Genomic DNA, 20,291 nt, shown 5'->3' on the forward strand with positions numbered 1-20,291 from the left:
CAAAATATAAATATTAAAGATTTAAAACTATGACAAAGTATCAATATACTGTCAAGGGTGTCGATTACGAAGTCGAAATCCAAGACATCGAAGGCAATATCGCTAACGTGACCGTGAATGGAATCCCATTCGAAGTGGAAATGAAGCAACCTGTAAAAGCCGGTAAGCAGAAAGTGAAATTAAGTGAAGAAAGAAGAGCAGAAGGAAGTAAAGAACGAAGAGTGAAGAGTGAAGAATCCAATAGTTCTTCTGCCTCTGCAGCAAGTACAAGTTCGGCACCAACGGCAGCAGCCGGTAAGCCTGTGGTAGCCCCTCTGCCTGGTACGATTAACGAAATCAAGGTGAAGGTAGGCGACAAGGTGAATGCTGGAGATACGGTTGTCATCCTTGAAGCCATGAAGATGCAGAATAATATCGAGGCTGAAACTTCCGGAACCATCACAAGTATCAACGTGAACAAGGGCGATGCCGTGATGGAAGGCGATACGTTAGTAACCATTAAATAGATAGCTTATGGATTTCATCATACAAAACTTTCATGAGTTCCTGACCTATACGGGCTTTGCCAACGCCACGGCAGGAAATCTCATCATGATTTTAGTGGGAGCCATCTTCATCTGGCTCGCCATCAAGAAGGATTTCGAACCATTGCTTCTCGTACCTATCGGACTGGGCATCATCCTTGGCAACATCCCATTCCGTGCTGACGCAGGACTCGAAATCGGTCTTTACGAGGACAACTCCGTACTCAATATTTTCTATCAGGGAGTAAAACAGGGATGGTATCCGCCACTCGTCTTTTTGGGTATTGGAGCTATGACAGACTTCTCGGCACTCATCAGCAATCCGAAACTGATTCTTATCGGAGCCGCCGCCCAGTTTGGTATTTTCGGAGCATACATGATAGCCTTAGCTTTAGGTTTCGAGCCTAATCAGGCTGCAGGTATTGCCATCATTGGAGGAGCCGACGGACCTACCGCCATCTTCCTCTCCAGCAAGTTGAGTCCAAATCTGATGGGAGCCATTGCGGTTTGTGCCTACTCCTACATGGCGTTAGTGCCTGTGATTCAGCCACCTTTGATGCGACTTCTTACCACCAAGAAAGAGCGTGTCATCAAGATGAAACCAGCTCGCCAAGTAAGTCAGACCGAGAAGATACTCTTCCCTATCATCGGTTTATTGCTTACCACTTTTATCGTGCCAAGCGGTTTGCCACTACTCGGTATGCTTTTCTTCGGAAATCTCCTGAAAGAGAGTGGCAAGACAACAAGACTCGCCAAGACAGCTGGCAGCAGCCTGAACGACATCGTGGTGATGCTCCTCGGTCTGACAGTAGGATGTTCCACCCAGGCATCAGAATTTCTGACCCTCAATACCATCAAGATTTTCGCCCTTGGTGCCTTGGCATTCATTATAGCCTCAGCAAGCGGCATTCTCTTTGTGAAACTGATGAACCTGTTCTTGCCGAAAGACAAGAAACTGAATCCGCTGATCGGTAATGCTGGCGTGAGCGCTGTGCCAATGAGTGCCCGCATCTCCAACAATCTCGGTTTGGAATACGACCGCCACAACTTCCTGCTCATGCACGCTATGGGACCAAATGTGGCAGGTGTTATCGGTTCGGCAGTAGCAGCCGGCGCCTTGCTCGGCTTCCTGAATTAAAATTCTCAAATAATAAGAGGATATGTCATAAGGCTATGATACATCCTCTTTTTCGTTTCACCAGAGATTCAGACGAATAAAATTGCGCCATGTACTTATGGCACACCTTTATACTATATTTATAAAAGAAATCTGGCAAGATCCGATACTCAAAATTTGTATCGAATCTTGCCAGAAGCTATATCTGATAAAGAACTATTTCTGATTAAACAGAAAGAATTTCCAGTTTTCCCTGATAAGAAACCACGATTTTAACCTGATAACTCAGCGAACTGTCAGGCATGGCCAAGACAGCCAGGTAATGAATCCCCTTTTCGTCTATCCTCTCAAAGAGCAGGTCACTCAACACAGCCTGTTCCAAGAAAGATTCAGGCACCTTTTTCCCAAAATCTTTCTTTTTGAAATCATGAGAGAAAAGTTTGTTGGCACCATGGAACACGTTGAGATTGATAATATTGTCGAAATAGACATTATCCACCTGCACTCCATCATCGTTCATCGAACTCTTAAACACCTTGTAAGTAGTAGGATTCACCTGAACATACAGATGGTATCTGTTCTCCCCATGCGAAACAATCGTATCACGCTTGATAAGCTGATTCTGATTGAGCGCTATGGTTTTCTCCTGCTGGAAAGCCTTCAGGTAAGTTTTATCAGAAGTCTTGGTCAACTTGATTACATCACCACTTGGACTCTTGAACTCGAATAAGTGAGCCGCCTGTTTCAGGATAGGATATTTCACATCTCGGGCACCTTTCATGATCAAAGTATCGCCATAAATGCAGAAATATACGGGTTGGCTCGTCGAATCAGGATAATAAATCGTATCTCCCTTTACTCTGAAAGCCACATCCTCATCGTCCTCATTAAGCCAGATGCCCTGCAACAATTCCTTAGCGCGAGTATCTTCCTTAGGGGTAGAATTCGGACTGGCCTTCTTGCCACAACTGGCAGCAACAGAGAGTCCACATAGCAATGCCATCATCAAAGAATGCCTCTTGATCAGATAAAGCACTCCTTGAATATCTGTAATTTTGCTGTTCATATCATCACACATTAATTATTTAGGGACAAAGATAATACTTTTCTACGATATGACAAAACATTTTCAACTATTTATATCTTCAAGTATTTTTTTTCCTTAAAATTATTGGTCAGTTTCATTTTTTTCACTAACTTTGCAGTCGTGAATGAACTAGAAAGACATATCGAAATCCTACTTCTGAGCAACGATTGCGTGATTGTCCCTGATTTTGGGGGCTTCATGGCTCACCACGTAGATGCACGTTATGATGGCAGAGACAACATGTTTTTGCCACCATTGAGAACCGTTGGCTTCAATCCACAGTTGAAGATGAACGATTCCCTTTTGGCGCAATCTTACGTAGAAGCATACGACATCAGTTACCCAGAAGCTATCGACCGCCTTGCCAACGAGGTGGCCGAAATCCGTCAGCGCCTGGAAAATGAAGGCAAGTATGAAATCAACAATATCGGTACTATATATCTCAACGAAGACGGCAATTATACTTTTGAGCCTTGCGAGGCTGGCATTCTGACCCCTAACTATTATGGTTTGGGCGGATTCGACATGCTTCCTCTCAGCGCCCAGGAAAATGAACCTACAGTTACGCTTGAGAAGACTAACAGCACCAATATTGCAGAAAATATAGAGATAAATCAAGAAGAAAAACAGGCAGAACCTGTTGTGGCATTACAGAATGCGACAGCAAATTCTGTATTTGACGTAAATGACGATGACGAAAAGCCATCTGCAGAGTTCATTCTTATCAAGAAGAGTTGGCTTCGCAATCTGGCTGCAGCCTGCATCGCCATCATAGCATTCTTCGCCATCTCTACTCCATTGAGAACTCCTAATGTGCAGACCAGCAAGATTGATACAGGCATGCTTACCCGTATCATGCCAAAGGAGTTAGTTACACAAAATACCCACCAAACGAAACTTGCTTCCAAGGCTGAAAACAGCGAGAAGGTATTGAAAATCAACCCAGAAACGAATAAGGACGCTAACGATGAGGCCAACGAGAAGAAAATCGACCAGGCTGAGCTCAAGAGCGCCAAACCATATTATGGAATCGTTTTGGCAAGCCGCGTAACCAAGCGTAATGCTGCCAACTATGTAGAGACGCTGCAAGCCAAGGGTTTCAAGGCTGCCAAGGTGGTTATTACCGCTACGAATGTGAAGGTAGTTTATGGCTCATACGAGACTGAAGGTCAGGCCTATAAGGCTCTCCATGATCTCCGTAATAATGAAGTTTTTGCGGATGGCTGGATTACCAAAGTTACTGAGTAACAGAGAATGAGCAAAAAACAAAAGTGAGTAAAAACAAAGAAAATATACATGAAAAGAGTTCGCTGTCCTAAGTGTGACAACTACATTACTTTTGATGAGAAGAAATACGAGGCTGGTCAGAGTCTCGTATTTGTGTGTCCTAACTGCAATAAGCAATTTGGCATTCGCATGGGTGTTTCCAAACTTCGCGAGACCCGCAAGGAGGAAGTTCTTGACGAAAATGCCAACGAAAAGGGATTCGGCTCCATCGTTGTCATAGAGAATGTATTTGCCTACAAGCAGGTGATTCCTCTCCAGATGGGCGATAACATCATCGGACGCTATATGAAGAACAGCGGAATCAACTGCCCTATCGAGACGGTTGACCCAAGTGTTGACATGAACCATTGTGTCATCAATGTGAGTCGCGACAAGAAGGGACGCCTCAAGTATGTGCTCCGTGACGGTCCGAGCTACACAGGTACCTTTGTAGATAATGAAATCTTGGGAGACAAGGAACGTCGTGTTATCGAAGACGGTACATTATTTACTATTGGTGCAACTTCCATCATTCTTCGTACCGCAGATTCACAAGAAGACTAACTAAAAGAAAAAGGAAATTTGCCTGAAATCAATCCAAGCATGATTATAATTCGCATGAGATTGATTCGCATGAAATAAATTCATCAGAAACGAATCCGTCAGAATTATTTCATTTGGAATTCTTTCGTATGAAATTTAAGCGCTTGAAATGAAAAAAGGGCGCTTAAAGATAATAAAGTCGAATAAATATACCTTTTTCGCTTACTATCTGAAAGAAATATAGCATATTTGGCAATCTTTTTGCTAATATTTTCTTTTGATTGAAAGAAAATATGTATCTTTGCATCTGTAAATTACAAAACGTATTAAAATAACATGAATTACGTTAGGTTATGGATGTAGCAATCGTAAAATATAATGCCGGAAATATCTATTCCGTAGTCAACGCCATGAAGCGTTTGGGCATCAATCCTATTCTTACAGATGATGCTGAAATGCTTCAGAAGGCAGACCGTGTTCTTTTCCCTGGACAAGGCCAGGCTAAAGAAGCCATGGAATACCTCAAGGCACACCACCTCGACCAAGTCATCAGAGATTTAAAGCAACCAGTTCTGGGCATTTGCGTAGGACAGCAATTGTTGTGTCGCCATTCAGAAGAGGGCGATGTAGATTGCATCGGCATCTTTGATGTAGATGTTAAGAGATTCCAGCCTCAAAGACATGAAGATAAAGTGCCTGCGATGGGATGGAACGAGATTTACGACCTGAAGACGGATCTTTATAAAGGATTCGGGAAATCATCAGAGGCTTTACTTCATCCCTACTCCTATTTCGTACACAGTTATTATGTTCCGCTCTGCGAGGATACAATTGCTACAGCCGATTATATCCTCCCCTATAGTGCATCCTTACACAAGGACAACTTCTATACTTGCCAGTTCCACCCAGAGAAGAGCGGCAAGGTTGGCGAACAGATTTTGAAGAACTTCTTAGAAATATAAAAGAAATATGATAGAATTAATTCCTGCCATCGACTTGATCAACGGGCAATGCGTACGTCTTACGAAAGGCGATTACGACCAGAAGAAGGTCTATAATGATAATCCTGCTGAAGTAGCCAAGCACTTCGAGAGTCTGGGCTTCAATCGACTGCATGTGGTTGACCTTGATGGTGCCAAGTCTAAGCATATCGTTAATGATGCCGTACTCAAGGCTATTACGACGAGTACTTCCCTTGTGGTTGATTTCGGTGGTGGAATCAAAACCGAGGAGGATATTGAGAAGGCATTTGCAGCAGGTGCTTCGATGGTTACCGTGGGCAGCATCGCCGTAACCAATCCGGAGCTTTTCATGCAATGGATGGAGAAATATGGTGCAGAGAAGCTGATTCTGGGTGCAGACGTGAGAAACGGCAAGATTTCTATCAATGGTTGGAAGGAGGATTCCTCAGAAGACCTCCTGCCTTTCCTGAAACAATATATTGATAAGGGTGTAAAGAATGTGCTCTGCACAGAAATCAGTAAGGATGGAACGTTGCAGGGACCTGCCATAGAACTATATAAAAAGGTAATGGCAGCCTACCCTAACCTTCATCTGATTGCTTCGGGCGGCGTAAGTTGCAACGAAGATATCAAGGCTCTGGAAGCAGCAGGAATTCCTGCTGTCGTTTTCGGCAAGGCTTTCTATGAGGGCAAAATCAAAGTTGAAGAATTGGGACTATAGAATCCTGCGGGAAAAGCTAAAAAGAAGAATATGGTAGAACAAAGAATAAATAAAGGTTTGGCAAAGCGAATCGTCCCTTGCCTCGACGTCAAAAACGGCGAGACTGTGAAGGGCACCAATTTCGTGAACCTCCGCAGCGCTGGCGACCCGGTAGAACTGGGCAAAGCCTATAGCGATGCAGGAGCCGACGAACTGGTATTCCTTGACATAACAGCAAGTTTCGAGGAGCGCAAAACCTTCACAGATATGGTGACTCGCGTAGCTGCCGAAATCAACATTCCATTTACCGTAGGTGGAGGAATCAACGAACTCAAAGACGTGGATCGCCTGCTTAATGCCGGCGCAGACAAGGTCAGCATCAATAGTGCTGCCATCCGCCGTCCGGAACTCATCAACGAGATTACAAGTCACTATGGCTCACAGGTTTGCGTTTGCGCTATCGACGCCCGTCTCGATGAAGATGGTTGGCATTGCTATGTTAAAGGAGGCAGAGAACGTGTAGAATTGGGCTTGTTTGACTGGGCAAAGGAAGTTGCCGACAGAGGAGCAGGTGAAATTCTGTTTACTAGCATGGATCATGACGGAGTGAAACAGGGATTTGCCAATGAAGCGCTTGCCAGACTGGCTGATGAGGTAAGCATTCCTATCATCGCCTCGGGAGGTGCCGGCAATATGGAGCATTTCCGTGATGCCTTCACTTTGGGAAAAGCTGATGCCGCTCTCGCCGCAAGCGTATTCCACTTTGGCGAGATTGCCATTCCTGATCTCAAGAAATACCTCAGAGAAGAAGGAATTAACGTCAGAATCTAATAAGGAATTGAATCGAGAATGTCCCTGAAACGCAAGAAGGACGAATCGAGGAAGTCTCTGAATCTAACTGACGATGCTTTTCCTCTCAAAGAGAATGAAAGCAACAATACAACCATAAAAGATAAAGCAACTATAATACGATAAAAATATTAAGATTATATGGAAATAGATTTCGAAAAAATGGACGGACTTGTTCCTGCCATCATTCAGGACGCAATCACCAAGAACGTTCTGATGTTGGGATTCATGAACAAGGAAGCATACGATAAAACAATAGAAACCAAAAAGGTTACTTTCTGGAGCCGTTCACGCAACTGTCTTTGGACAAAGGGTGAAACATCAGGCAACTTCCTCAACCTTGTCAGCATTCAGAACGACTGCGACAACGATACCTTATTAATTAAGGTACACCCAGACGGACCTACCTGTCACAAGGGCACAGATACCTGCTGGGCTGAGGAGAACGAGCTGAACCCTATCCTCTTCCTCTCAGAACTTCAGGACTTCATCAACAAGCGCCACGAGGAAATGCCAGAAGGAAGTTACACGACCAGTCTCTTCAATAAAGGCGTCAATAAAATGGCGCAAAAGGTTGGAGAAGAGGCAGTTGAAACCATCATCGAAGCTACAAACGGAAATGATGAGAAACTCGTATATGAGTCTTCCGACCTACTCTACCACCTCATCGTATTGCTCACCAGCAAGGGCTTACGCATAGAGGATGTAGCCAAGGAACTCCAGATGCGCCACGACCCAAACTGGGACAAGAAGCGCCGAGTAGCCAAGAGCAAGGGAGAAATGAAATAATTTCTGCCGGGGAATCATCAAACATTATGTAAACCAGAAATAGAAAAAGAGATGTTGATAGACTATCAGAAAGTGAGCATTTACCAGGCTGATAAGTGCGTGCTCAAGGAAATAAACTTCCATGTGGATGAAGGCGAGTTTACCTACCTCATCGGTAAAGTGGGTTCAGGAAAGAGTTCTCTCCTGAAAACCCTCTACTGCGAACTCGACCTCGTGGAAGGCGAAACAGAAAAGGCAGAGATTTTGGGCAGAGACCTCAAGACCATCAAGCGAAAGGAAATACCAGCCCTGCGCAAGGAACTGGGTATTATCTTCCAGGATTTCCAGTTGCTCCACGACCGTACCGTACGCAAGAACTTCGAGTTTGTACTGAAGGCTACCGGATGGAAAGACAAGAAGGCAAGAAACAAGCGAATCGAAGAAGTGCTCAACGAAGTGGGCATGATCGAGAAGATAGACAAGTTGCCACATGAACTTTCGGGTGGAGAACAGCAGCGTATCGCCATCGCAAGAGCCCTGCTCAACAATCCGAAGATCATCATCGCAGATGAGCCTACGGGTAATCTCGACCCAGAAACAGCCAGCAACATCGTGAGCCTGCTGAAGGAAATCACCCAGCAAGGCACGGCTGTAGTCATGACCACCCACAACATCCCGATGCTCGACAAATTCCCGGGAATCGTTTACCGCTGCAAGGATGGTGAACTGCACGAAGTGACAAAGGAATACAATTGCATCGACCTCACGGAAGACGGAGAGGAAAATTAAGTGAAGAACGAAAAGTGAAGAGTGAAGTATTCTACACCCTCATTAAACTTTAAACAATAAAATAAAAATTTAAACATTCAAATAATTTACGACTATGAAGGTAATGAAATTCGGAGGTACTTCCGTAGGCTCACCAGAGCGCATGAAGGGAGTAGCCTCATTGGTTACAGAATCAGGTGAACCAACTTTCATCGTATTGTCTGCGATGAGTGGTACAACAAACTCTCTCGTTGAAATCTCTGACTATCTCTACAAGAAGAACCCAGAGGGCGCCAACGAGGTAATCAACAACTTGGAGAAGAAATACATGCAGCACGTGGAAGATCTCTACTCTACCGAAGAGATGAAGAAAACTACACGCGAATTCCTGCAGGGCGAGTTCAATTATCTCCGCTCTTTCACTAAGGATCTCTTTACTTCTTTCGAGGAGAAAAGCATCGTGGCTCAGGGTGAAATCATGAGCACAAACATGGTTGTAAACTACTTGAAGGAACAGGGCGTAAAGGCAGTATTGCTCAGCGCATTAGACTTTATGCGTACTGATAAGAATGCAGAGCCAGACCCACAGTACATCAAGGAGAAATTGGGTGCCATCATGGAGCAGAACGAGGGTTATCAGATTTACATCACCCAGGGCTTCATCTGCCGCAACGCTTACGGCGAGGTAGATAATCTCCAGCGTGGTGGTAGCGACTACACAGCTTCTCTCATAGGTGCAGCTCTCCCAGCTGACGAGATTCAGATCTGGACCGATATCGATGGTATGCACAACAACGACCCTCGTGTCGTAGAGCACACAGAGGCTGTACGCCAGTTGAACTTCGAGGAGGCAGCAGAGTTGGCTTACTTCGGAGCCAAGATTCTCCACCCTACCTGTGTTCAGCCAGCCAAGTATGCAGGTATTCCAGTTCGCCTGAAGAACACTATGGATCCTAAGGCAGACGGTACCATCATCGACAACGTAATCGTACGTGGCAAGATCAAGGCTGTGGCAGCAAAGGACAATATTACAGCCATCAAGATCAAGAGTAGCCGCATGCTCCTCGCTACAGGTTTCCTGCGCAAGGTATTCGAGATTTTCGAGAGCTACCAGACTCCAATCGACATGATTGCTACTTCTGAGGTAGGTGTAAGCATGAGTATTGACAACGACGCTCACATCAACGACATCGTCAACGAGTTGAAGAAATATGGTACTGTAACCGTAGATTCAGACATGTGCATCATCTGCGTAGTAGGCGACCTCGACTGGAGCAACGTAGGCTTCGAGACCCTCGCTACCGATGCGATGAAGAACATCCCTGTACGCATGATTTCTTACGGCGGCAGCAACTACAACATCTCGTTCCTCATCAGAGAGAAGGATAAGAAGCAGGCTTTGCAGAACTTGAGTAAAGTTCTGTTTGAGAAGTAATGTAAGTGAAGAACGAAGAGTGAAGAGTGAAGAATTCTCATGTAATACTTCCTGTCCACTCTTCGTTGGATATTCTGACTTAACCATCAGTTGGATTTTCTAATTTGACTATAAATAAGATATTAATTTAAGACAAAGCGAAATGAAAGGTACATTTCCGATAGATAAGTTTCAGGAGATACAGACTCCGTTCTACTATTACGACACAGACCTGTTGCGCCGTACCCTCAAGACTATCAACGAGGAGGCAGGCAAGCACCCAGGTTTCGAAGTACATTATGCTGTGAAAGCTAATGCCAACCCTAAGGTGCTCAACGTCATCTGCCAGGCTGGATTAGGTGCCGACTGTGTGAGCGGAGGAGAGATTCAGGCAGCCATCAACGCAGGTTTCCCTGCCAACAAAATCGTTTATGCTGGCGTAGGTAAGAGTGATTGGGAAATCAACCTCGGACTGGAGAAAGGAATTTTCTGCTTTAATGTAGAAAGCATTCCGGAACTTGAGGTAATCAACGAACTTGCCGAGAAGCAGAATAAGATTGCACAGGTTTGCTTCCGCATCAATCCTGACGTTGGCGCCCATACACATGCCAACATTACCACAGGCTTGGCTGAAAACAAATTTGGTATTGCCATGCGCGATATGGAAGGAGTCATCGAAGAGGCTGCAAAGTTGAAGAACATCCAGTTCTTAGGATTGCATTTCCATATTGGTAGTCAGATACTTGACATGGGTGACTTCGAGGCTCTCTGCAACCGTATCAACGAATTGCAGAACCAGTTGGAAGCTCATCATATTGTAGTAAAGAACATCAATGTGGGTGGTGGTCTTGGTATAGACTACAATCATCCAAACCGCATGCCAATCCCAGATTTCAAGGATTATTTCGATACTTATGCCAAGAAATTGAAGTTGCGTGATGGTCAGAAGGTTCACTTCGAGTTGGGCCGTGCCGTAGTTGGCCAGATGGGTTCACTCATCACCAAGACCCTCTACATCAAACAGGGAACTGCCAAGCAGTTTGCCATCGTCGATGCAGGAATGACCGATCTCATCCGCCCTGCCCTTTACCAGGCATTCCACAAGATAGAGAATATCTCAAGCGATGAGCCAGTAGAAACTTACGATGTAGTAGGACCTATCTGCGAATCGAGCGATGTCTTCGCCAAGGCAATCGACCTGAACAAGACCCATCGTGGCGATTTGATAGCCCTTCGTTCCGCAGGAGCCTATGGTGAAATCATGGCAAGTCAGTACAACTGCCGCCAGTTGCCAAAGGGCTACATTACAGAAGATCTTTAAAAATAAAAAGGAATGATTTCGTCATGAAGTGAAGACTTCAGAACGAAGCAGAATGAATTCTGCACGAAGATGAATGATTTCCTTATTACGAGAAAAGAAATGATAACAATTAGTATAACTACTATCATAGCAGGCGCAGTAGTGGTTTTATTGGCTATCCTCGGATCGCTGGTAAATCCATTCCTGCGCTCGTTGCGCTTTCCAGAGACGGAAGGAAATGAGACGGAAGGAAATGAGGAATCAGGAAATAAGGCAGAATTTTCTCAAAAAGAAAATGCTGAACCAGTTACAATTCTCATTACAGCTCATGACAACCTGCCAGAGCTGGAGCGAAATCTGCCGATGTTTCTCAACCAGCAGTATGCAGCCGACTACCAGGTTATCGTAGTAAGCCAAAGTACCGACGTAGATACCATCGACTTTCTGAAGCGTACGGCTGCGCAGAATCCTCACCTCTACTATACGTATATTCCTGAGAGTTCACGCTACATGAGCCGTAAGAAGTTGCAGATTACCTTGGGTGTGAAAGCAGCCAAATACGAGTGGATTATTCTGACAGAACCAACTTGCAGACCGGAAAGCAACCAATGGCTTGCCGCTATGGCCCAGCAATTCAGCACCTCCACCCATCTGGTTTTGGGCTATGTAGCTTTTGATGATGAAACCAAGCGCATCCGCCGTTTCGAGAGCATTCACAGGGCATTCTATCTGCTCCGCCGTGCCCAGCATTCCTATGCCTACCGCACCCACATGCCTAACGTGGCCTTCCGCAAGAGCGATTTTATGGAAGGACAGGGCTATCAGGGCAACCTGGAATATATCAGAGGCGAATACGACTTCCTGGTCAACAAGTATGCTGAATGTGGCGATACGGCTGTAGAACTTGGCCGCCAAGCCTGGCTCGTCCATGATGAACCTTCCAACAAGTCTTGGCACAATATCCACCTCTATCTACAGGCTTCACTCAAGTCGCTCAACAGAGTCAAGTCTATGCGCACCCTTCTCTTCTTCGACCATCTGCTGCCTCATCTGAGTCTTCTCGCATCTATAGCAGCTTTGGCATGGAGCATTTATGCTCAAGACTGGATACTTACAGGTTGCGCTGGATTCTCACTTATCCTCCTCTTCGTCATCCGCATGCTCATCGCCCACAAGGCCATCAAGCATTTTGATGAAGACTTGGCTATGATCAAGTTGCCATTCTACGAATATGGAATCATCTGGAGAAATTTTGCCAACAAAATCAGATACTGGCGAGCTGACAAAAACGATTTCACCAGCCATAAACTGTAAAGGCAGAAGGCTTTGAAATTGAAGGCTGGAAGAATTTGAAACTGGAGACAGAAAACAGGAAGTAAAAGGCGGAAGGCTGGAAGTAGAGACTTGAAGACAAGACTATATAATCGAAATACTTAAAATACAAATACTTATAGTTATAAAATTAAAGTAAACGATGAAAGTATATTTGTTCATTTCCAAAGAGAAGAAATTGCTGAAGATGTATGAGCCATACACAGAAGCAATGAGCCAGAAACTCGACATCACAGACAAGTTGACTGATGCCGATGTAGTATTGATTTTAGGAGCATGGACAATGCAGGGTGCCCAACTGGCGAAGAAATCGCGCAAGATGGGCATTCCATACATCGTTTGTCCGCTGGGCGATGTTTCTGAGCGCAACTGCAAAAATCCTTGGTTGAAGCGCAGCCTGCAGACTGCATGCTATCAGAAAAACATGTACAGCAAGGCCGACCTTCTCATCGCCACTACCCCATTAGAAAAAAACTACCTGGAAAAGTTGGCGTGGAACCAGCACGTTTCCCTCATCCGTTACTTCGGTTACAGTCATCTTACTTCTGCAGCTTCGATGATGGAAGACTGGGGCGAGGCCGACACGCTTACCTTTGATGAGTTTGAGCGCCGCAAGGCAGAGGCTATTGCCCAACTGACCCAGGATGCCATCATCTCGCAAGTGCTGCAAATCAAGAGCCGAATGCCTCACAAGAACATTCCACAGAAGTATCTGGATGACCTTCACACGCTATTGTATGCCGACGATTATGATGAGGATGCCATCAAGGAAGAACTGGGTAAGTTGAAACTCTCCAACTATGCCGCTTCCGTATTTCAGGCGATGACCGAGAAAACAGGACTCACGGAAGGCTTCATGCCGATTCCTGCCAAGGAGGGAAGAAAGAGCCGGGAGATTCTGAAATATGTAAAGTAAAGGAATACTGAAATATAAAAAGGGAATTCTCGAAAAGAAAGGATTAGAATTGCTCGAAAAGAAAAGATTAGAATTAATAGAAAGAAAGGATTAGAATTAAGCTAAAAAAAACTTAGAATTGCTCGAAAAGAAAGGCTTAGAATTGCTTCGAAAAGAAAGGTTTAAATTAATCGAAAGCAAAGGTTTTAGGAGTCCTAATAAAATAAAAAAGTCCTTTAGCAGCAAGTTCTCACTTGTTTCGCTAAAGGACTTTTTCTATCTGTTCATTTTTCTATTATACAGGACGTTCCATCATAATAAATATCATTTCATGTTTTATCTCCACGCTCCGAATCTTGCACGTGGCAATGGAGCGGAGAAGTAATAGTTCATATCATTCTTGGTATCGAGGAAATTCACTTTCTTCAGACCAAAGAATGGCAAACCGTTAGGGAAAAGAGGAGAAAAGTCTGTCACACCACCAGAGAGTGCAGGACTATTATCCTGATATTCGAAATTCCAAGTCTTATCGAAAGCAAGAGGAGCACCCTTTTCCTGAAGATCTATTTCACAATTGATGTTCATCTTATCGCTCTGCTTAAAGTTCTTGAAGAGAGGATTGAGCTGACCTGCCACGCTACTCTTGATATCTGTATCATACCAGATACTGAGGCTTGCACCCTTCGCCATCTGCTCTACTCCCTTGTCGGTAGAGGCAAAGTAGTAGTTTGGAGTCAGACGACTATGCTCCATATCTGCCCCATCCTGCTTTGGCTGCTTCAGTCCATAACGGGAATCGTAGATGAGATTGTTCACGAAGATAGGTTTGGCAGCCTTCTCTACCCATACAGAACCACCCTTCTTGTTTTTGGCACGACGCCATCCGCAATCAACTATAGTATTATTGTAAACGGTCATCTCTGTAAGCGGAATGGTCTCACTATTGCCTGCATTAGAGAGTTTGAAGGCGTTGGTGCAGGCGTTGTAGATGATATTGTTGGCAACATCGAGTTTGCAACCAGCCTTCACGTTGATAGCCTCACCACCATCAGCAGCATTTCCGCTATCGGCGAAGATATTGTTGATAATCACACCATTACCGCCAGTAAAGTAAGTCTGGTCGTTATAGTTGCCGTGGAAGAAACAGTTAGCCATCACAAACTTACCATTCACATTACAGAAATGGAAAGCAGGCACACCACCATCGATGGTGGTTTTGAAAAGCTTGTTCTGGAAAGAAGCTGAACTCTCGGTAGGAGTAGCGCCGGCATTGGCCACTTCCACATGATTGAGTACCACCTCCTCAGAATTGTATCCGCAGATGATGCCACCCCAATCGGCAGGCTTCTTGGTATCAGAAGTAAAGGTGACAGGTTTTTCGGCAGTACCCATGCAATAGAGATTACCCAACACTACGATTTCCACCGGCACCTGAACCTCAGATTTGCAGGTAACGGTTACACCCGGCTCGATATAGAGCGAAGTACCCACAGGAATCTCCACGCTCTCGCTGAGGGTAGTATCCTTGCTCCAAACCAGAGAACCTACAGGATATTCAGCCACGTCAGTTTTCAGAACTTCGTTAGAACCCTGGTTTTCGTTGCTTCCATTACCACCATGATTAGTATAATCGTATGGATTGATATTATCGTTCTCACAAGAAGTAGAGAACATAGCCGCTGCTGCCATCATCAGCATGCAAGCGAAAGTATTTATCTTTTTCATTTTTTACCTTTTTACTTTTTTACCTTTTTACCTTTAAAAGCCTTTCAAAGTTTGTATCTTACTCCCAGCAGGAAGGTTCTGCCATACTTATAAGTACCCACGATAGTCTTATCGCTCTTCTGCCCCTCATACTCTAAGTTGCTCTTGTTCACGGTCTTCAAGTATCTCTCGCGCTTGGCATCAAGCAGATTGTTAGCCTTGAAGAAGACGGAAAAGCCGTTCTTGAATTGCTTTTCTGCACTCAGGTCGAGACCGAACATCGCCTTATCCCATTGGTCAGCATCCTTGAAAGGAGAAACCAGGGCAAGCTTGGTACCTGTGAAGGAAGAGGCCAACAGCGCATTCCATCCGTGCTCCGTATCCTTATATAATAAGGAGATGTTGGCGGTATGAGGAGCCTGATTGACCAGCGGACGGGTCTGGGTTACGCCTGTCTTATACTCGGCACTCCCCTCCTGATACTCACGCTTGGAGGTGGTGATTTCAGAATGGGTGTAGGTATAGTTCGCCTTCACTCCGAAGTGGCGGATGTACTTGATCACGTCAATCTCAAATCCCATATTCTTGGCATTACCGAGGTTATCCGGCGTATAGTAGGCATCGGTTCCGGCACCAATTTTTCCATCTGATGTTACGAACACCTGCTCGATAGGGTCCTTCAGATACTTATAGAATACGCCCGCCAAGATCTGCTCGGTCTTACTTGGGAACCACTCCCAGCGCAGGTCGATATTGTCGATGCGGGCACGCTTCAGATTTGGATTACCCTTCTCCTGATACTCCTCGCCCATAATCTGATAAGGCACAATCTCGTAGAAGCCAGGTCGGTTGATGGAGCGATAGTAAGAGAGACGCACATTCATCTTCTTGGTAGGTGTCCACTTGATGGATGCAGATGGCAGATAATCCCAGTAACTCTGCTCGCCCGTCTGTCCCATGTTGCGGAAATGCTGGAGCATGGTATAGATCTGGTTGGTATGCTCGGCACGGAAACCGGCGTTCAGTTCGCCCAGTTCACTCTTCAGGGTTACCATGGCGTAAGCGCCGCCGATGTGCTCCTTGGAATCATAGTTGAGCTGCGAAGCCTGAGAATAAGGAGTCTTGCAAACCCAATCGATAGTAGCATACTGGTCTAATCCGTTGCCGTCCAAAGTCTGCGAGATGTCGGCTGGATTGAAGATGTAGGAATAATATCTGTTGCTACGCTCTTTTCTGCGATACTGCGCACCCGCCTTCCAGAGCGCCTCCACATCGTTGGAGAAATGGGTATCGTATGAGAGATTGATGTAACCCGCCCAGTCGGTATCCTTGTTGTGCTGGAATCGGCGCTCGGCACTCTTAGGCAGGGTCTTGGTAATGTTCTTGTTATCGTCCCAGATAGAACCCGAAACGGCATCTCCGCCATTCTCGGCAGTCCTGCTCACGGTATTCGTCAGAGAGACATAGGTTCTGTCCGGATCTTCTTCCTTTGCCTGAGAGAACACGCCCGACCAATCGAGGGTAAAATCCTTGGTAAGATGATGCGTACCCTTCAGGTTGGAGGCGAAGATGCTCTGAGTAGTTGAGAGAGAGCGGACTTCATCATCCTGCGTATAACTGTCGGCTCCGATGTATTCGGTATTGATGCCGCTATTGTATCTGATGCCCTTGGAATTGGTGCGCACATACATGTTGTACCATTCCAACTTATGTCCAGGCAGAGTCAAGTCGAACTTGGCATGAACACCCGTGGTAAGGTCGTGGATGCTGTAGAAGCGATGATGCAGATTGGAGATATACATCGCCTGCTCACCCGAAGCCATCTTCACGGAATTATAAGTACGCTCGGTACCACGGAAAGTATTCTGAACGCTTCCGGCAAGCATCACACCCAGGCGATCGCCCCAGAATCGGTTGCCGATGCTCAAACCTCCGATGAAGTTGGGAGCAGGAGCGGAATGGCGCTTCAACTGTACAGGACCATTTTTGAAATCGCTCATCTGTGCCTTATAGTCTTTTCCGAAAGCCTCGTAAGGAGATTTCTTTGTATAATCAGAGCGGTTGCTGGTAAGATAATCTCTGCCATCCTTCCAGAAATAATCACTTGCTCCGATGGCAGCATTCGCCTGAATCTGAAAGCGGGATGGGGCATCCTTCATCACCATATCAACCACGCCGCCGGCTGCATCGCCTTCCATATCGGCAGTCAGAGACTTGGAAACCACGAGGCGGTCCATCAGGTCGCTTGGGAAGATATTTAATGGGATATAACGGTTCTTGTCGTCCGGACTTGGAATCTTCACGCCGTTGACCAAGGTGTAGTTGTATCGCTTATCCATACCACGGAGGATGGCGTAAGAAGCCTCTCCGGAAGCATCACGCTCCATAGTGACACCAGAAACACGCTGGAGCACGCTCGCCACGTTGACGTCAGGAGAGAGTTGGATGCTCTGCTGGCTCATCACGTTGAGCACGTTGCCCGCATTTTTCACGGTCTCCACGGCACTACGGTCGCTTCTGTATTCGCGATGACCGGTAACCACCACTTCGCCCAACTGCTTCAGGTCTTCATCCATGGCGATGGTCAGATGTCCATCCTTTCCCTCTTTTCCATCCTTGGAGAAGTCTTTAGCCACATCTACCACCATTTCGCGGGTCTTGTAGGCCATGTATGAAACGATGAGAGTCACCTTGCCCTTATCAGGCAGTTCATGCAGGGTGAAAGTACCATCGAGACCAGACGTGGTACTCACGTTGGGCAACTCCTTCACTCGGATTACGGTTCCGATGAGGGGTTCGCCCGTCTTGTTATCCTTGACAATACCATCCAGCGTATGTGCTTGAATGGCGGAAGTCGCAGCGGCAAGAAGCGCCGCACTCATTAAAAATCTTTTCATCTATATCGCTATTGATTCTTCATTCGTTTCTTTTCGCAAAAAAGCTCCTTTTACCTTTTTACTTTTTTACCTTTTTACTTTTTTACCTTTAAAACCGTGTGTATGATTTTTCCATCCTTGTCAATCATCGCCATTCTGAGCAGCTTCTTATCTACGGTAAATACAGAGAAACCGTCGGCAGGACTGCAGAACACGGTACCATCGATAGGCTTCACCGGACGAGCCAGAGAAGAAGAGGAATTAACTACGTAGTCGATATTATCGCCCTTCTTCTGGATGTGCTGGAAGTTGTGGATGTGACCGCAGGCATAAATCGCCACATTATTATATTTATGGAGGATAGGAAGAAGGCGCTTCTGCATGTCGAGTCGCTCGTTCTCCTCCTTGCTAGTCTCGGCGTAGATAGGATGATGGCCTACCACGATAACCCAGTCTTCCTTGGCATTCTTCAGAGTTTCGTCGAGCCAGGAGAGCTGAGCCTCAGCATCCTGCTTACAAGCATCAGGATAGATTTCCGGATTCTTGCGGTAAGAATCAATAAGGGGCGTGGTGTCGAGGAAGATGACGCGCACGGTGGTTCCTTTGTGGTCGAACACCTTGGTGTAATATTTGGCTGACATCATCCAGCGGCGGCTCACCTTGCCGTAGTCCATAAAAGCCTGAGTATTACCACGATACTCATGGTTACCGCAAACCGGGAACCAGTTGAGCATCAGGTCGGGATGAGAATAAACCCATTCGTAATTGGTAAGCCACAAAGGGTCTTGAGTGGAAGCCACGCCATTAAAATGATGGATGTCGCCCACGGCAAGTACACATTCAGGATCTACCGTGCCCGCCATTTCGCCCATCAGTTCTGCGATAGGCTTCTGGTCATAGTAGCCGTTGCGACCCATATCATTGGTCATGTAGAGGGTGATTTCGCCCTTCAGTTTCTGCCATTCAGCAGCATTCGCCTTCCAGTTAGGATTCTGCGGAATCGCGGTTGCTGCACTCTGAGAACAGGTTGTTAATGCTGCGTTTTGAGCCTGTGCAGTCAAGCCTCCACCCAACAATAAAGCCGAAGCCAAAACTACAGTAGCTACTCTACCTTTCATCATAGCAAAGCCATTCATGCTGCTATGCTTACCCGATACTTTCTTTTCCATTTTTCTTTATCTGACTATAATTATTAATATTCTAATAAACTTGAATATTCTAATCAGTATTTCCACATATAGAGACAATACCGTTCAGAATTCGGGTGCAAAGGTAGAGGTATTATATGTCAAAAGGGTTACAAGGATTTTAATTAGCAGATAAAAGATACTACAATCTTATTACAGGGAATCTCCCCCGATGCATTTAGGGAAAATCATACATCAGATTATGGTTTTCCCCTTGCTGCATTCATCCCTTTCCTCTATCTTTGCACCATCAAAAGTTGATAGCGGCACCAAGTAGCCTCTTCAATCAAGAGAACAAAAAGAAATGCAGTAATAACCCTTTAAAGAGAAGATCGTTATGAAAAGAATGATTATGACATTGGTTGCAGTATGGATGATGATAACATCTATGAATGCTCAGAGACTGACAAATATTCAGGCTGAAGCCCGTTTTATCACAGATAAGATGGTGGTGGAACTGGGATTGAGCAACGCCCAGCGCAACAATCTCCTGAACATCAACTTCACCTATCTGGACGGCATCCGAAGCTATCGCGACATCAATGCCTACGGCTGGCATTATCGCAACAAGCAGCTCAAGCGCATGATGACCGCCAGACAATGGAAGAGATTCAAGGACTCCTACTATTTCTATCGCCCTATCGGCTGGGAGAACCATGTGTATGTTCACCATATTTATACCAAGTATCCTAAGCATAACTGGGGACACGACAAGCGCCGCCCTCGCCCTGAGTGCAACTACGGAAGACCGGGATGGCCAGGCGGAACTCATGAAACTTACGGACCAGGAAAGCCGTGCAAGCATCACAAGCACGACAAGCACGACAAGAAGTGGAAGCACGACAAGAAGAAGTGGAAGCACGATAGAGATTGGGATGATGATGATGACGATGATTGAGATAATGACAAACATTCGATGATAAAACAGAAGAAATCCAAGCTGGAGATGATTCTCCGGCTTGGATTTCTCGTTAAATAAAAACTAACTATGCCGACTAA

General features: G+C 45.6%; 18 protein-coding genes. 14 read left to right on the forward strand and 4 right to left on the reverse strand.

Annotated elements, in window-relative coordinates; genetic code table 11:
* Positions 1 to 29 precede the first annotated feature (29 nt).
* Positions 30 to 506, forward strand: a complete 477-nt coding sequence (locus tag KUA50_RS05760) for an acetyl-CoA carboxylase biotin carboxyl carrier protein subunit (protein ID WP_218457172.1) — start codon at positions 30 to 32, stop codon at positions 504 to 506.
* A 7-nt stretch (positions 507 to 513) separates the two neighbouring features.
* Entirely contained in the window at positions 514 to 1,662 is a 1,149-nt protein-coding gene (locus KUA50_RS05765) for a sodium ion-translocating decarboxylase subunit beta (protein WP_022111035.1), read from the forward strand.
* Between the two features lie 205 nt (positions 1,663 to 1,867).
* On the opposite strand, the gene KUA50_RS05770 is transcribed toward KUA50_RS05765, so the two are convergent.
* On the reverse strand, positions 1,868 to 2,707 hold the full coding sequence (locus tag KUA50_RS05770) for a DUF4738 domain-containing protein (protein ID WP_256624285.1): 840 nt from the start codon (positions 2,705 to 2,707) through the stop codon (positions 1,868 to 1,870).
* Between the two features lie 141 nt (positions 2,708 to 2,848).
* Between KUA50_RS05770 and KUA50_RS05775 the strand changes: the two genes are divergently transcribed.
* The 11 genes from KUA50_RS05775 to KUA50_RS05825 all read left to right on the forward strand — a co-directional run bounded on the left by KUA50_RS05775 (position 2,849) and on the right by KUA50_RS05825 (position 13,546).
* Positions 2,849 to 3,976 carry an SPOR domain-containing protein gene (locus tag KUA50_RS05775; RefSeq protein ID WP_218457171.1) on the forward strand — a complete coding sequence of 376 codons (1,128 nt, stop codon included), beginning with the start codon at positions 2,849 to 2,851 and terminating at the stop codon, positions 3,974 to 3,976.
* Positions 3,977 to 4,024: 48 nt separating this feature from the next.
* Entirely contained in the window at positions 4,025 to 4,558 is a 534-nt protein-coding gene (locus tag KUA50_RS05780) for an FHA domain-containing protein (RefSeq protein WP_118116964.1), read from the forward strand.
* Positions 4,559 to 4,890: 332 nt separating this feature from the next.
* Complete coding sequence (hisH, locus tag KUA50_RS05785; RefSeq protein WP_118116963.1) at positions 4,891 to 5,499, forward strand: imidazole glycerol phosphate synthase subunit HisH; 609 nt, start codon at positions 4,891 to 4,893, stop codon at positions 5,497 to 5,499.
* A gap of 7 nt (positions 5,500 to 5,506) precedes the next feature.
* Entirely contained in the window at positions 5,507 to 6,220 is a 714-nt protein-coding gene (hisA, locus tag KUA50_RS05790) for a 1-(5-phosphoribosyl)-5-[(5-phosphoribosylamino)methylideneamino]imidazole-4-carboxamide isomerase (protein WP_218457170.1), read from the forward strand.
* 30 nt (positions 6,221 to 6,250) lie between these two features.
* Positions 6,251 to 7,030 (forward strand): imidazole glycerol phosphate synthase subunit HisF, encoded by a 780-nt coding sequence (gene hisF / locus KUA50_RS05795; protein WP_167639534.1) that lies wholly within the window; start codon positions 6,251 to 6,253, stop codon positions 7,028 to 7,030.
* Between the two features lie 159 nt (positions 7,031 to 7,189).
* Positions 7,190 to 7,837 carry a bifunctional phosphoribosyl-AMP cyclohydrolase/phosphoribosyl-ATP diphosphatase HisIE gene (hisIE, locus tag KUA50_RS05800; protein WP_118116961.1) on the forward strand — a complete coding sequence of 216 codons (648 nt, stop codon included), beginning with the start codon at positions 7,190 to 7,192 and terminating at the stop codon, positions 7,835 to 7,837.
* A gap of 51 nt (positions 7,838 to 7,888) precedes the next feature.
* A complete protein-coding gene (locus KUA50_RS05805; RefSeq protein ID WP_218457169.1) occupies positions 7,889 to 8,605 on the forward strand; it encodes a cell division ATP-binding protein FtsE in 717 nt (238 codons plus the stop codon).
* Positions 8,606 to 8,699: 94 nt separating this feature from the next.
* Entirely contained in the window at positions 8,700 to 10,019 is a 1,320-nt protein-coding gene (locus KUA50_RS05810; RefSeq protein ID WP_218457168.1) for an aspartate kinase, read from the forward strand.
* A gap of 142 nt (positions 10,020 to 10,161) precedes the next feature.
* Positions 10,162 to 11,319, forward strand: coding sequence for a diaminopimelate decarboxylase (gene lysA / locus KUA50_RS05815; protein WP_118116958.1), 1,158 nt, complete (start codon positions 10,162 to 10,164; stop codon positions 11,317 to 11,319).
* Positions 11,320 to 11,418: 99 nt separating this feature from the next.
* Positions 11,419 to 12,612: a glycosyltransferase gene (locus tag KUA50_RS05820; RefSeq protein ID WP_218457167.1), complete on the forward strand. Its 1,194-nt coding sequence runs from the start codon at positions 11,419 to 11,421 to the stop codon at positions 12,610 to 12,612.
* 160 nt (positions 12,613 to 12,772) lie between these two features.
* On the forward strand, positions 12,773 to 13,546 hold the full coding sequence (locus KUA50_RS05825) for a hypothetical protein (RefSeq protein ID WP_218457166.1): 774 nt from the start codon (positions 12,773 to 12,775) through the stop codon (positions 13,544 to 13,546).
* Between the two features lie 315 nt (positions 13,547 to 13,861).
* Here KUA50_RS05825 and KUA50_RS05830 read toward each other — a convergent pair whose 3' ends face one another.
* The 3 genes from KUA50_RS05830 to KUA50_RS05840 form a co-directional block, all read right to left on the reverse strand.
* A complete protein-coding gene (locus tag KUA50_RS05830; protein WP_218457165.1) occupies positions 13,862 to 15,250 on the reverse strand; it encodes a right-handed parallel beta-helix repeat-containing protein in 1,389 nt (462 codons plus the stop codon).
* 44 nt (positions 15,251 to 15,294) lie between these two features.
* Complete coding sequence (locus tag KUA50_RS05835; RefSeq protein WP_218457164.1) at positions 15,295 to 18,126, reverse strand: TonB-dependent receptor; 2,832 nt, start codon at positions 18,124 to 18,126, stop codon at positions 15,295 to 15,297.
* Between the two features lie 74 nt (positions 18,127 to 18,200).
* Positions 18,201 to 19,274: a metallophosphoesterase gene (locus tag KUA50_RS05840; protein WP_218457163.1), complete on the reverse strand. Its 1,074-nt coding sequence runs from the start codon at positions 19,272 to 19,274 to the stop codon at positions 18,201 to 18,203.
* A 355-nt stretch (positions 19,275 to 19,629) separates the two neighbouring features.
* On the opposite strand from KUA50_RS05840, the gene KUA50_RS05845 reads away from it, so the two are divergent.
* Positions 19,630 to 20,190 carry a hypothetical protein gene (locus KUA50_RS05845; RefSeq protein WP_218457162.1) on the forward strand — a complete coding sequence of 187 codons (561 nt, stop codon included), beginning with the start codon at positions 19,630 to 19,632 and terminating at the stop codon, positions 20,188 to 20,190.
* Positions 20,191 to 20,291: the final 101 nt, after the last annotated feature.

This window comes from Segatella hominis, from assembly GCF_019249725.2.
GTDB lineage: Bacteria > Bacteroidota > Bacteroidia > Bacteroidales > Bacteroidaceae > Prevotella.